Origin of the sequence: Siminovitchia fordii DSM 16014 = CIP 108821 (genome assembly GCF_000374565.1) — a bacterium.
GTDB lineage: Bacteria > Bacillota > Bacilli > Bacillales > Bacillaceae_C > Siminovitchia > Siminovitchia fordii.
In genome coordinates this window covers 1-13,321 of sequence record NZ_KB894706.1, presented here as the reverse complement: position 1 = coordinate 13,321, position 13,321 = coordinate 1, and the positions used below count along the sequence as shown (strand labels likewise).

The following is a 13,321-nucleotide window of genomic DNA, read 5'->3' as shown; positions in this document are numbered from 1 at the left end:
TGATCCCAAATGAAAATTCAAATGATCACTTGTAATTTTTTACTTCTTCTTGAATATGTGTGATGAATTCTTTTAACGGAACGGTTTCCGTCTTTTTCTCACCGTATTTTCTCACGTTGACTGCCTCAGCTTCGACTTCATTGTCGCCTACAACCAGCATGTAAGGGATTTTTTGCATTTGGGCTTCACGAATTTTATAGCCAATCTTCTCATCGCGCTTATCCATTTCTACCCGCAATCCATTTGATTTCAATTTGTCAGTAACTTGCTTGGCATAGTCGAAATGCACATCCGGGGAGACAGGGATTACCTGAACCTGAACCGGTGCAAGCCATGTCGGGAATGCCCCTTTATATTCCTCGATCAAAAATGCGACAAACCGCTCCATCGTTGACACGACTCCGCGGTGAATGACAACCGGCCGGTGCTGTTTGCCGTCTTCACCGACATATGTCAAATCAAGCTTTTCAGGAAGCAGGAAGTCAAGCTGTACAGTCGACAGTGTTTCTTCTTTGCCAAGAGCCGTCTTCACCTGTACATCTAGTTTCGGACCGTAGAAAGCAGCTTCCCCTTCGGCCTCATAATAATCCAGTTTCAGTTCATCCATGGCTTCTTTCAGCATGGATTGTGCTCTTTCCCACATTTCGTCATCATCATAGTACTTTTCTTTGTCTTCAGGATCACGATAGGAAAGTCGGAATGAATATTCGTCAAGGTCAAAATCACGGTACACTTCTTCAATCAGCTGAACTACGCGGATAAATTCGTCTTTTATTTGATCGGGACGCACAAATATATGGGCGTCATTTAATGTCATACCGCGAACGCGCTGGAGTCCGGATAAGGCGCCGGACATTTCATACCGGTGCATAGTTCCGAGTTCTGCAATCCGAATAGGCAGTTCACGATAACTATGGATTTCATTTTTATATACCATCATATGGTGCGGACAGTTCATTGGACGTAAAACAAGCTGCTCATTGTCCATGTCCATGATAGGAAACATGTTCTCTTGATAATGATCCCAATGGCCGCTTGTTTTATACAAGTCAACACTTCCCAGAACCGGAGTATACACATGATCATATCCAAGTTCCACTTCTTTATCTATGATATAGCGCTCAATGATTCTTCGGATTGTCGCACCTTTTGGAAGCCACAACGGCAGCCCTTGCCCCACTTTTTGTGAGTTTGTAAATAAGGAAAGCTCTTTTCCAAGCTTGCGATGGTCGCGTTCTTTCGCTTCCTCAAGCATTTTCAGATGATCTTCGAGATCACTCTTCTTAAAGAACGCAGTTCCATAGACGCGCTGCAGCATTTTATTGTTGCTGTCCCCTCGCCAGTATGCACCAGCAATGCTCAACAATTTAAAAAATTTGATTTTACCAGTGGAAGGAACATGCACGCCGCGGCATAAATCGTAAAAATTGCCTTGCTCATAGATTGTCACTTTTTCATCCGCTGGAATGGCATCTATCAGTTCCTGCTTATACTCATCAAGTGCAAAAAGCTTCTTTGCTTCATCTCTTGTTACTTCTTTCCGTACGATTTCCAAATTCTCATTGATAATTTTTTTCATTTCTTTTTCAATGACAGGCAAATCGTCCGGTGACAATGAATCCTCCAGGTCCATATCGTAGTAGAACCCATTTTCGATCACCGGTCCTACCCCAAACTTAGCGTCAGGATATAGCCTTGATACAGCCTGTGCCATCAAATGGGCTGTACTGTGGCGCAGCACTTCAAGTGCTTCTTCGCTTCCGGGGGTGATGATTTCAATGGCTCCATCCTCCTTGATGGGAGTTCTAAGGTCGATCAATTTGCCGTTCAATTTTCCCGCAACCGCGCTCTTCCTCAACCCAGGGCTGATGGAAGCTGCAATCTCTTCAGTTGTAGTCCCTGCAGGAAATTCCTTAACGGATTCATCTGGGAAAGTGATTCTTATTTGGCCAGCCATACAATCTACTCCTTTTCTCTTTCATTTAAAAATAAAAAAACCCATCCCTAGAAAGGGACGAGTTTTGTGCACGTGGTTCCACCCTAATTTTCATAACACGGCATTGCCATCTTATGACTTAGAATAATATAACGGATATGATCCGCCGCCCACTACTCGAATTTCATGGCCGGAGTTCGAAGGTGGTAAGTATTCAAATCGTGTTAGGAAGCTTTCAGCTGGCCTTCCCTCTCTGTAAACCGTAAAAGAATACTCTTGTCCTTGTCATAACTGTTTAGATTAATATGATTATGTACGTATTATAGAATGTTGCTTGCATAAAATCAAGAGGATTCAATTATTTGGATTCCTTAAACGGGGGAAGGATGATCATTCTTTCTTCAAATATATTGATTAAAGTCCTTACCAGCGGCTTCTCATCATATGGAGTGTAGAGAATTATCTTTTCAGGAGCCATGGATAAAAGTGGCGCAATGACTGCTGAATCGATATATACAGGATGAATCGCAAGCAGGCGGCGATCAACCATTTTCAATATTTGTTCTTTTTTCATGGCACGAAAATTTTCATCATAAAAATTTATATCTTCATCTATCGAAAGATGTACCGTTCTCATTCTCGGAGTACGGTCCTTTAAATACTCCCGCAGCATATTGATGAACATCTGATATTCTTGTTCCATCTTGTATTCGTCAATAGCCACATGTAAAAATCTGATCAGTGTCTCTTGATATTCTTTTAATCTGAATGTTAAAAGAGAGTCAAGCATTACAGAATCAGATGATTCCAAAAAATCTCCCACTGCATTCCTGACTAACTCCAACTCATTGATTTTTCCAGTCAATGCGATTAATTCTTCTCTCTTACCACTGCACATTTCAGATACGATTTCAATAATTTGCTCGCGTTCTTCCGCATTTTCATAGTAAAACTTTTCGTAAAGTATCTTATGAAGGAACTCGCCTCTTTTAACATGAATGATGAAATGTGCAAGTATATCCATATAGCATTCTTTTTCAGGTAATGAAAAAACAAATGTATCCTGTATTTTTGCAAACTGTTCATCCACATCGTGCTTAAGAAAAAAAGATTGCAGTTGAATGGCTTCTTCTTCGGTTAAAAAGATGATATCCATGCTGGGCCCCCTCCTTTGGCTGACACTTTCATACCATTGATTCATGTATATGGGGGGCACGTCCCAGCTATACCTTGGACATAAAAAAAGTACCCGTTCAGGGTACTTAAAAGTGTCTTCGATTTGGTCCACCCAATTTGACTGGAAAGGAAAGGAATTTGATTCTCTCCATCAATCTTCGGGCTTTCATTTTTTCCTCTTCCCCTCTTTGGGAATAGGTTAAATGGTGTTCCAAACCACTGAAATCAAAGTTCGATGTAAAAAAGGTGGGAAGCTGTTCATGCATCCTAAATTGCATAATCGACCCAAGAATTTCATCTCTTGTCCAGCTTGACATCGCTTCTGCCCCAATATCATCAAGCATGAGGACAGGAGCTTTTTTCACTGTTTCCAGTTTTTCATTCAATGTTTGGTCGCCGAGGGACTGTTTCATTTCTCGAAGAAACTCTGGAACATACACGATTAGTGATGAAATTCCTTTTTCCGCCAACTGATTGGCAATGGCCCCCAATAAATAGGACTTGCCCACACCGAACTCCCCGTGCAGGTAAAGTCCTTTCATACTGCTTCCATGTGAATAATCGGCCGTAAACCTCTCAGCATATTCAAACGCGTCCAACCTTCCTTCACTGTCCAATGAAAAATCCGCAAAGGATGCATTCAGAATATCTTTCGGCATGTAGAAACTTTCGATCAGCTTTCTTGCTTTCCGCCGTTCATCATCCAGGACTTTTTCTGGGCATGGACGGTAATGAATATCTATTCTGCTACCTTCAATCACAAGTGAAGGCTCATAGCCCTTCATGATATTCACGCATCTGGCAAGGCCGGGGCACTCTTGGCAATTTTTCGTTTGTGATTTATATTCATACAGTTTCATTAAATTTGTTTCAATCATCCTGTCAGTCACGATCTCGTTATTACTCTCTAAAAAGACCTGAATATCAGGATTCTCCAGCACTTCCTGCTTTAAATCTTCGTATCTCTTGCGGAATTCAGGAGTCTGATATAACTTTTGCATAGTTTTATTGATGCTTTCCACCTTTTTCACCTCCATCTTTTCGATACTTTCTTTGGATTGCTTCCAATTTTCGTCTTCTTTCCTCAAAGTCCTGATCATGCTTTACAATTGGGGCTTTTGTTTTAACTTCCCCTTGCTCCTGTTCCTGCATGATGAACCAGTCCGGAAGTTTTTCGGTACGGATAGGAGTTTTGCGTTTTTGACTCCGTTCATTCTTTTCATTGGCCCAAGTCTGATATTGCCGATGTTCACTTTTTGCAAGCTCCATGGCGGCTTTGACTGTCTTGATCTTTTTTCGTGCCCAATGCGAAGCGATCTTCTCCATATAATTCTTGGATAATTTCATATCCGTCTTCAACATGACGTAATGGATCAGAACATTCATGACCCCGGGTTCAAGCTGCTGGCCCAGCATAATTTCTTCCACTGCCGTTAAATCGGACATTGCAGGCTGCGCCCCTTCAGACAGATCAATTAAAAGCTGCCTTGGTGAAGTGGTCTCCAAATAAAAAATAAGTTTGCTTTCCTTTGATACACCTGCACCATCGTTCTCCCGGTACATGACGGGCTGCTTTCGATTGACCAACTGTGGAAGCTGATCATCATTTTCCATCTGATACCAATCCCGTGCTGCTTTCCTCAACTCGTCCAAATCAATCTTATCGTCTGGTGTCATGCTTGATAAGACAACCTTTTGCATATCGATTTCATTAATAGAATATAGGAAAGAAAGCTTTATAATGGTGTCCTTGACTGTCGAAGTAAAGGCTTTTCTTGGAACCATGGCAGTGGTCAGACCGGACAGAAGCAGATCAAAATTGAAACTGTCAGTGGAAATATGTATCGGTTCCGCTTTTTCACGGTGAATATACCTCATGTTCGAGTCGGGCGAGCTGTATTCCTGCCCTTCGAGATTTTTCAATGTATGAATGCTCATGGAAGTGTACACATCCTGGAAAGAACGGGTAACCTCAGCAAACTCTTCTTTATTTATCGCCGAATCGGAAAAAGCTCTCTTTAGTTTAAGGAAATGGGTTTGCCCAACCTTTTGGTACAAATAAATATTCAGCATGCCATCGGTAAAAAATTGTTCCGCTGATAGCGGTGGCTGCAACTCATAAATATATACCCTTTGATCAGCCGCTTCTTTAATAAATGTCCTCAGCAGCCCCATGCCCTCAAGCTTCAATCGCGCTTGGTAAATATCATCCAAATTCAGGCCCAATAATTCCATTAGATGGTAGTGGTTCCACTCTTCGGACCAAAGACGGTTTTCTTCGACCATATACGCAAGGGTTGTATAAAGATTGGTGCAGGCCATTCCCATTAGAGGCTGATATAAGAAAGAAATCACTTTCTTGTCATGGTCACAAATACGGCCATTCATCACTGCATAAAAACTATCTATAGGCTGTACCTCGTTCCAATACTGTTTCAAGCCAAACACACTTTCACTAATCTTTTTTTATTAAATCTTTCAGTTCATCCAAGAACACATTGATGTCTTTGAACTGCCTGTACACTGAAGCAAAACGGACATAGGCGACCTCATCTATTTTTGCAAGTTTATCCATCACCATTTCTCCGATTGCCTCCGAATTGACTTCCGATTGTCCCATATTTCGCAGTTCACTTTCAATCTCGTTAGTGATTGTTTCCAACTGCTCCAATGAAACCGGCCTTTTTTCACAAGCCCTGATTAAACCTCGCAGAATCTTCTCCCTGCTAAATTCCTCTCGGGTTCCCTCTTTTTTAATTACGATCAGAGGCGTTTCTTCCACTCGCTCAAATGTCGTGAAACGATAGGTGCACCGCTCACACTCACGCCTTCTTCTGATTGATCTCCATTCATCTGCAGGCCTTGAATCCACGACACGCGTGCCGTTATGCTTGCATGAAGGGCATTTCATCTCTTCTTCAGCTCCGTTCAAGTTTGCTTCTATTCATTATACAGTAATTGAAGTGGAAAGAAAAAGGAGAAAAACGAAAGCGACGATCGCGTTAAAAAGGTAACAGTAAAAAAGCTTATGGAAAAATAATTTACAAGAAATACCTTGTTCTTAGTTGTTTATATAGTATACAGTAAATATAATAAAATAATATTTTTGGGAGGGAAAGACATGAAAGAAACGACAAAGAAAGAATTGGTTTCCTGGACCAAATCACTCGCATTTGCCATCATCCTCGCATTCATATGCAGACAATTTTTCTTCTCGCCTATCACTGTTTTTGGAGAATCAATGTCACCTTCCTTCCAAGATCACGATAGAGTTGTAATCAGTAAAACATCCAAGATCCAGAGATTTGATGTGATTGTATTCAATGCGCCTGATATTGAAAGTGAACACTATATCAAGCGTGTAATTGGGCTGCCGGGAGACAGCATTGAAGTGAAAAAGGATGTACTCTATATAAATGGGAAAGCATACAATGAACCCTACTTATCGGAAAATAAAAGAAACAATCCAAACAACAGCCTGACTGAAGATTTTTCTTTATTGGAGAAAACCGGGAAAACCAAAGTTCCTGAGAACATGTTGTTTGTGATGGGGGATAACCGATTAAACAGTAAGGACAGCCGAACATTCGGGCTCATTTCATATGATTCAGTGATAGGGGAAGTGAAATTAAAAATTTATCCTTTTAATGACATTGGACTCGCCAAATAATAGGACTCAAACATAAAAGGGACAAATCCATTTCGGATTTGTCCCTTTATTTATTCGAACTAGCCTGCTTTCGCTTCTTTTTTATCAAGTAAAGATGCTACATAAGAGACAAGGTCCACTACGCGGCAGGAGTAACCCCACTCGTTATCATACCAGGCAAGTACTTTCAATTTTGTATCATCCATGACAATGGTTGAAAGACCGTCAATGATAGCCGAGTTCGAATTGGTATTGAAATCGATGGAAACAAGCGGCTCTGTCGTAAAGGACAAAATACCTTTTAACGGACCGTTTGCGGCTGTTTCGAACGCTTTATTTACATCTTGAACTGTTACAGGGCGTTTAACATCTACAACAAGGTCAACAAGTGACACGTTAGGAGTTGGAACACGGAGTGCCATTCCGTGCAATTTACCTTTTAGGTGAGGCAAGACAAGCGACAATGCTTTTGCCGCACCTGTTGTTGTAGGGATAATGGATTGTGCGCATGCACGTGCACGGCGCAGATCCTTATGCGGGTTATCAAGGTTTTTTTGATCGTTCGTATAAGCGTGAACAGTCGTCATCAAGCCGTTTTCAATGCCAAATGCATCGTCAATTACTTTTGCGACTGGTGCCAGGCAGTTTGTTGTACAAGATGCGTTGGAAATAATGTCATGCTTGTTGATGTTCAAATCTTTATCGTTTACGCCCATGACGATCGTTACATCTTCATTCTTACCAGGAGCTGTCAAAACGACTTTTTTGGCGCCAGCTTCCAGATGCATTGCCGCTTTGTCACGGGAATTAAATACACCAGTAGCCTCAATGACAATATCGATACCCAATTCTCCCCAAGGAAGTTCCAAAGGATTACGATTGCTTAATAATTTAATTTCTTTTCCGTTTACAAGCAAAGCATTTTCTTTTGCTTGTACATCTGCATCAAATGTGCCATGGGTTGTATCATATTTGATTAAATGGGCAAGTGTTTCTGCAGGATAGCTTGCATTGACCGCAACAATATTAAATCGGTCTTCCATGATCGCTTTTCTAAAAACCATGCGGCCGATACGGCCAAATCCATTAATTGCAATATTAGCCTTCATAATAACCGGGAGCCCCCTATATAGTGTTATACTTAATTTCATTTGATCGTAAATAGTATAACATATTTAAAATAAAAAGAAATAACAAAATGATGACTTTTACCGTTAAAATAACCAAAAACGGGAGCGCTCATGCACTCCCGTTTAAGGTTTCATTTTCCATTTTTCAATCAGCTGTTCCAGCTGCGTTTCAGTTTCTTCTACGCTGCCGTTGTTATCGATCACAGCATCGGCTTTTTCCATTTTTTCCTTTAAAGGAATTTGAGACGCAATTCTTGATTTTGCCTCTTCCTCAGTAAAATTATTTCTTTCTATCAGTCTTTTCAATTGGGTGCATTCATTGACATAAACCACAATTGTTTTTTCTACAAGATGTGTCAATCCGCTTTCATACAGCAGGGGAATATCAAGAATGATCGTCCGTTTTCCAGCTTTAATGGCTTCCTCCTGCCAATCATTCATTTTTTTCCGAACAGCAGGATGGACGATGGCATTTAACTTTTTTCGTTCGTCATCGTTTTGAAAAACAATCGAACCCAGTTTGGCCCTGTCAAGCGTTCCATCTGTCAAAAGGATGCTGCTGCCAAACGCCTCCACAATATCTTTATTTGCCTTTTCACCTGGCTCGACGACTTTTCTTGCTGCAACATCTGCATCAACAATGGCAAAACCCCGTTTTTCGAGAAGCTTGGAAACTGTGCTTTTGCCGCTTGCAATTCCTCCTGTTAATCCTATAATAAATGCCATTTGCCTGCCTCTTTCATTTACATTTTTAAAAGTCCAATGACAATTAACAGTACACCTGGAAAAAAGGTGAATTTTTGTATAGCGCGCATATGGGCAAATAATCCGCCGAAAGCAATTCCTCCAGCTAAAAACAATCCGCCCATCACAGCTGCCGCTCCGGATAAAATGATTGGGCTGAATCCAAGCATCGCTGCACCGATCCCTACACCAAAAGCGTCAAGAGACAACGCCATCCCAAGCATGAATGCTTCGACACCTGTGACTGTTCCCGAAGAATCAAAGTCAGCCCTAGTCGGTTTTTTTAAAATATGGATGACAATTCCAAGAGATTTGATTTCCCAATTAAATTCCAATTTTTCCTGGTGGCCAGTTTGGTCTTTTTCCGATCTGATAAACTGAAAAATGACCCAGCCTCCGATAGCTATGAGGATTGCTCCTCCTATTCGGTTAGCTGCCGCAGGCGACAGGAATCCTTGAATCAACTGCCCGAAAAACATGGCAGCACCAAGAGATAAAGCGGTGCAAAGAGCGATGATCATAATCGACTTAAGAGGAATCTTAATATTCCTCAATCCATACGCCAATCCGGCTCCAAAGCTATCAAGACTAATTGCAACTGCTAATAATAAAAGAGAAAATGTATAGCCCATCTGCAAGCTCCTTCCCCTTCAAATTGCGATAAATTATTATATGAAGGATGCTTGCTGATGGTTAAAAAGCTGATTTCAGCGCGCTTTTCTTAATTCTTTTGGCATGTTGGACAAAAATGAGTTCCCCGTCCTGCAGTTTTTGTTTTTTCCAAAATGGTTCCGCAGTCCAGGCATGACTTACCATTCCGGCCGTAAACTTTAAGCCTTTCCTGATAAGTTCCGCTCAATCCCATTGAATCCATGTAAGTGTTCACCGAACTCCCACCCGCCGAAATGGATTCTTCCAATGTCTGCACCATTTCTTGGCTAAGCTTTTGAATTTCTTTTTCTGTAAGCGTATTGGCTTTTCTTTCCGGATGAATTTTTGATTTGTATAAAACCTCATCCGCATATATATTACCAAGTCCCGCCACGATACTCTGATCAAGCAATACTGCCTTTATAATCCGTTCGGTTTTCTGAAACTCAGATTTAAGATAACCGAGTGAACAATCCTGTGAAAAGGGCTCGGGACCAAGCTTTGATAAAGGCAACTCTTTTTCTTCTTCACCCTTTTTGAATAAATGCATGGTACCAAACTTTCGGACATCACGATATCGCATTTCGGTTCCGTCTGAAAACTTAAAAATTACATGGGTGTGTTTATCCGCTTGCTCTCCACTCTGATTTACACTGTAGTGGCCTTCCATACGCAAATGTGAAACAAGCGAATAATGATCAAGCATGAAAATGAGAAACTTCCCTTTTCGTTGTAAATCCTGGATTGTCTGACCTTCCAAAGCATCGTAAAATTGCTCAACTTCAAGAGGACGTTTGATGATTTTGGGCCATCCGGATTCAACTTTTTGAATCGTTTTCCCCCGAACTAATCGAAGCAGCGATTTTCTTACATTCTCAACTTCCGGTAACTCCGGCATATTCTCACTCCCTGATGTTTCAGCATGTTGATTGATATTTATTTTGCATCATACCATGTGGGCCCGAATGAATAATCGACTTTCAACGGAACCTTGAGCTCCAATGCATGTTCCATCACGTCGGGAACCAGTTTTTCCAATATCTCGATTTCGTCTTTGGGAGCTTCAAAAATCAATTCATCATGCACTTGCAGCAGAAGACGTGTCTTCAATTCTTCTTGTTCAAGCTTTTTATACATATCAATCATTGCTTTTTTTATAATATCAGCGGCACTTCCCTGAATGGGGGTATTCATTGCAGTCCGTTCTGCAAAGCTCCTGATGTTAAAATTCCTGCTGTTGATTTCCGGAATATATCTTCTTCTATGAAGGAGAGTCGATACATAGCCTTTTTGTTTGGCGTCCATCACAATGTCCTTCATATAGTTGCGTACTCCCGGAAAGCTTTCCAGGTACCGATCAATGAATATACCGGCTTCTTTTCTAGTAATTCCCAGGTTCTGTGAAAGTCCGTAATCGCTGATTCCATAAATGATCCCGAAGTTGACCGCCTTTGCCTGACGCCTCATATTGGATGTTACTTCTTCCCTGCTGACATGAAAAACATCCATTGCTGTTTTAGTATGGATATCCATGTCTTCCCTAAAGGCTTCCATCAGCTTTTCGTCTTCCGCAATATGGGCGAGGACCCTAAGTTCAATTTGTGAATAATCCGCAGCAAAAATCACCCAGTCTTCACGTGAAGGAATGAATGCCTGACGGATTTTTCGTCCTTCTTCCAGGCGGATGGGAATATTTTGCAGATTGGGATCTGTGGAGCTTAATCTTCCCGTTTGGGTCAATGCTTGGTTAAAGCGAGTATGGACTTTGTCGGAATCCTTATGAACCACTTTAAGCAAGCCTTCTATATATGTCGACTGTAACTTCCCTAGCTGTCTATAGTTTAGGATTTCCTCTATGACTTCATGAGAGGGTGCAAGCTTTTCCAAAACATCCGCAGCCGTGGAATAACCGGTCTTAGTTTTTTTGACGACAGGCAGACCAAGCTTTTCAAATAAGATGACTCCAAGCTGCTTGGGTGAATTGATGTTGAATTTTTCGCCCGCAAGTTCATATATTTTTTCTTCTATCTGCTTCAGCCTTTGAGCCATTTCAGTTTTCATGCCATTCAGACGATCTATATCCACTTTGATACCTTTATACTCCATATCCGCCAAAATGAAAGACAGCGGAAGCTCCAAGTCATAGAAAAGATCGATCTGTTCATTTTTATCCAGTTCATCAAGCAATGGTTTGTACAAGGATGCTATGCCCAGTGCCTTTCTGGCGAGATGTTCAGCAAGGATATCTCCTTCGGCCACTTTTTTCTTCGCACCTTTGCCATAAACTGCTTCATCCGTTTGTACGTTCGTATAACCATGGCGCTGCGCAACGCCTGCAAAATCAGTCGTTGATTCGGATGGATTAAGTAAATAAGACACAATCAGCAGGTCAAAATCGATTCCCTTTAAATTAATTCCATGCCTTCTTAAAGAAACAATCGACCGTTTTCCGTCATATACCTGCTTTTTCTTTGATTCGTCCTCCGCCCAATTTTTAAAAGCTTCCGATTGTAATGCGGCTTCCGCGGGAATAAAAACATTTCCCTTGTCGCTTGAAAGACCAAAGCCGGCAATTTGACCTGTATGGTAATTATCCTCAAGAATTTCCACATACAGAGCCATACTATCCGTAAAAAGACTATCGTCAATTGAATCAACCGTCTGGAACTTAATGGCTTCATTTTCCGGTTGATCCTCACTTTCTTCTCCGTCCTCAAATTTTCCGAGAAGGGAATTAAACTCAAGTTCCTGGAAAAGAGATCTCAGAACAGCAGGATTATAGCCTTCATAAATCAAATCTGACATATTGACATCAATAGGGGCTTTCGTCAAAATGGTCGCGAGCTCCTTGCTCAATGCAGCCTGTTCCTTAAATTCTTCCAGACGCTCTTTTAATTTTGGGCCGCTAACCTTGTCGATGGATTCCAGTAGATTCTCCAAAGTGCCAAATTCCTTCAACAATTTGATTGCTGTTTTTTCTCCGACTCCAGGCACACCTGGAATATTATCCGACTGGTCTCCCATCAACCCTTTCATATCAATAATCTGTTCAGGTGTCAAACCGTATTTTTCCTTAATATGCTCCGGCGTATAATTTTCGATGTCCGTAATTCCTTTTCTCGTAATTCCGACGGTAATATGGTCAGTGCTTAATTGTGTCAAGTCTTTATCACCGGAAATTACTTTTACTTCATACCCATTATTTTCCGCATCAACAGCAAGGGTTCCGATAATATCGTCAGCTTCGTAATTTTCAAGTTCATACCGCTTAATACCATAGGCATCCAGCAGCTCCCTAAGAAATGGAAACTGTTCGGAAAGCTCCGGCGGAGTTTTCTGGCGACCACCTTTATACTCTTTGTAAGTTTCATGACGAAACGTTGTTTTACCGGCATCAAAAGCAACAAGAATATGAGTCGGCTTCTCCTCTTCCAACACTTTCATCAGCATTGTTGTAAAACCATATACGGCATTCGTATAAACCCCTTTTTCATTATGCAACAGCGGCAAAGCGAAAAAAGCGCGATAGGCAATACTGTTTCCATCAATAAGCATCAATTTCTTACTATTTTTTCCCAAGCCAAATACCTCCTAAGCAAGCAGAGCGTCCGCCTGTCTGATATTTTTATTCTAGCATGTGTGTTCGGGAATGTGAAAAAAAGAGAAGAAAGCAAAAAGCGGAATACAGATATTGTAGTCATATAATTTGAAGCGGATCGTTCATGGGATTGCTGGATTTTGGGTGAGTATTTGCAAAAGGTAAGAGTATTTCTGGATTCTGAAGAGTATTTATGGAAAATAAGAGTATTCCTGGATTCTGAAGAGTATTTTACGAAAAGTTAAGAGTATTCCCGGATTCTGAAGAGTATTTTGAAAAAGTTAAGAGTATTTCCCGATTTTGAAGAGTATTCGCGAAAAGTTAAGAGGATTTCTGGATTCTGAAGAGTATTCGCGAAAAAGTTAAGAGTATTCCCGGATTCTGAAGAGTATTTTACGAAAAGTTAAGAGTATTTCCCGATTCCGAAGAGTATTCGC

General features: G+C 41.1%; 12 protein-coding genes and 1 other annotated feature. Of the genes, 2 read left to right on the top strand and 10 right to left on the bottom strand.

The features are described from left to right. Positions 1 to 25 precede the first annotated feature (25 nt). From thrS to nrdR, 5 genes are all read right to left on the bottom strand, one after another. Entirely contained in the window at positions 26 to 1,957 is a 1,932-nt protein-coding gene (gene thrS / locus C509_RS0119405) for a threonine--tRNA ligase (RefSeq protein WP_018708597.1), read from the bottom strand. Positions 1,958 to 2,007: 50 nt separating this feature from the next. Then, positions 2,008 to 2,234, bottom strand: a binding site (T-box leader). Positions 2,235 to 2,294: 60 nt separating this feature from the next. Then, on the bottom strand, positions 2,295 to 3,092 hold the full coding sequence (locus C509_RS0119400) for a putative sporulation protein YtxC (RefSeq protein ID WP_018708596.1): 798 nt from the start codon (positions 3,090 to 3,092) through the stop codon (positions 2,295 to 2,297). Between the two features lie 106 nt (positions 3,093 to 3,198). Beyond that, a complete protein-coding gene (gene dnaI / locus C509_RS0119395) occupies positions 3,199 to 4,134 on the bottom strand; it encodes a primosomal protein DnaI (protein ID WP_018708595.1) in 936 nt (311 codons plus the stop codon). Next, complete coding sequence (locus tag C509_RS0119390) at positions 4,118 to 5,551, bottom strand: replication initiation and membrane attachment family protein (RefSeq protein WP_018708594.1); 1,434 nt, start codon at positions 5,549 to 5,551, stop codon at positions 4,118 to 4,120. The genes dnaI and C509_RS0119390 overlap by 17 nt, the downstream gene beginning before the upstream one ends. 16 nt (positions 5,552 to 5,567) lie before the next feature. After that, entirely contained in the window at positions 5,568 to 6,023 is a 456-nt protein-coding gene (nrdR, locus tag C509_RS0119385) for a transcriptional regulator NrdR (protein WP_026319982.1), read from the bottom strand. Here nrdR and C509_RS27265 point away from each other — a divergent pair. Beyond that, positions 5,992 to 6,126: a hypothetical protein gene (locus C509_RS27265; protein ID WP_281168094.1), complete on the top strand. Its 135-nt coding sequence runs from the start codon at positions 5,992 to 5,994 to the stop codon at positions 6,124 to 6,126. The genes nrdR and C509_RS27265 overlap by 32 nt on opposite strands. Positions 6,127 to 6,233: 107 nt before the next feature. Continuing rightward, positions 6,234 to 6,782, top strand: coding sequence for a signal peptidase I (gene lepB / locus C509_RS0119380; RefSeq protein ID WP_018708592.1), 549 nt, complete (start codon positions 6,234 to 6,236; stop codon positions 6,780 to 6,782). A gap of 59 nt (positions 6,783 to 6,841) precedes the next feature. On the opposite strand, the gene C509_RS0119375 is transcribed toward lepB, so the two are convergent. The 5 genes from C509_RS0119375 to polA all read right to left on the bottom strand — a co-directional run bounded on the left by C509_RS0119375 (position 6,842) and on the right by polA (position 12,841). Beyond that, a complete protein-coding gene (locus C509_RS0119375) occupies positions 6,842 to 7,870 on the bottom strand; it encodes a glyceraldehyde-3-phosphate dehydrogenase (RefSeq protein WP_018708591.1) in 1,029 nt (342 codons plus the stop codon). 144 nt (positions 7,871 to 8,014) lie between these two features. Next, entirely contained in the window at positions 8,015 to 8,617 is a 603-nt protein-coding gene (gene coaE / locus C509_RS0119370; protein WP_018708590.1) for a dephospho-CoA kinase, read from the bottom strand. Positions 8,618 to 8,634: 17 nt separating this feature from the next. Next, positions 8,635 to 9,267 carry a sporulation membrane protein YtaF gene (gene ytaF, locus C509_RS0119365; protein WP_018708589.1) on the bottom strand — a complete coding sequence of 211 codons (633 nt, stop codon included), beginning with the start codon at positions 9,265 to 9,267 and terminating at the stop codon, positions 8,635 to 8,637. A gap of 89 nt (positions 9,268 to 9,356) precedes the next feature. After that, positions 9,357 to 10,184 carry a DNA-formamidopyrimidine glycosylase gene (gene mutM / locus C509_RS0119360; RefSeq protein WP_018708588.1) on the bottom strand — a complete coding sequence of 276 codons (828 nt, stop codon included), beginning with the start codon at positions 10,182 to 10,184 and terminating at the stop codon, positions 9,357 to 9,359. A gap of 38 nt (positions 10,185 to 10,222) precedes the next feature. Further along, positions 10,223 to 12,841: a DNA polymerase I gene (gene polA / locus C509_RS0119355; RefSeq protein WP_033370390.1), complete on the bottom strand. Its 2,619-nt coding sequence runs from the start codon at positions 12,839 to 12,841 to the stop codon at positions 10,223 to 10,225. Positions 12,842 to 13,321 lie beyond the last annotated feature (480 nt).

Bases quoted from the DNA above. Each gene is read 5' to 3' on its own strand.
- thrS (WP_018708597.1), bottom strand. From the start codon at position 1,957: ATGGCTGGCCAAATAAGAATCACTTTCCCAGATGAATCCGTTAAGGAA.
- C509_RS0119400 (WP_018708596.1), bottom strand. From the start codon at position 3,092: ATGGATATCATCTTTTTAACCGAAGAAGAAGCCATTCAACTGCAATCT.
- nrdR (WP_026319982.1), bottom strand. From the start codon at position 6,023: ATGAAATGCCCTTCATGCAAGCATAACGGCACGCGTGTCGTGGATTCA.
- lepB (WP_018708592.1), top strand. From the start codon at position 6,234: ATGAAAGAAACGACAAAGAAAGAATTGGTTTCCTGGACCAAATCACTC.
- C509_RS0119375 (WP_018708591.1), bottom strand. From the start codon at position 7,870: ATGAAGGCTAATATTGCAATTAATGGATTTGGCCGTATCGGCCGCATG.
- coaE (WP_018708590.1), bottom strand. From the start codon at position 8,617: ATGGCATTTATTATAGGATTAACAGGAGGAATTGCAAGCGGCAAAAGC.
- ytaF (WP_018708589.1), bottom strand. From the start codon at position 9,267: ATGGGCTATACATTTTCTCTTTTATTATTAGCAGTTGCAATTAGTCTT.
- mutM (WP_018708588.1), bottom strand. From the start codon at position 10,184: ATGCCGGAGTTACCGGAAGTTGAGAATGTAAGAAAATCGCTGCTTCGA.
- polA (WP_033370390.1), bottom strand. From the start codon at position 12,841: ATGCTTATTGATGGAAACAGTATTGCCTATCGCGCTTTTTTCGCTTTG.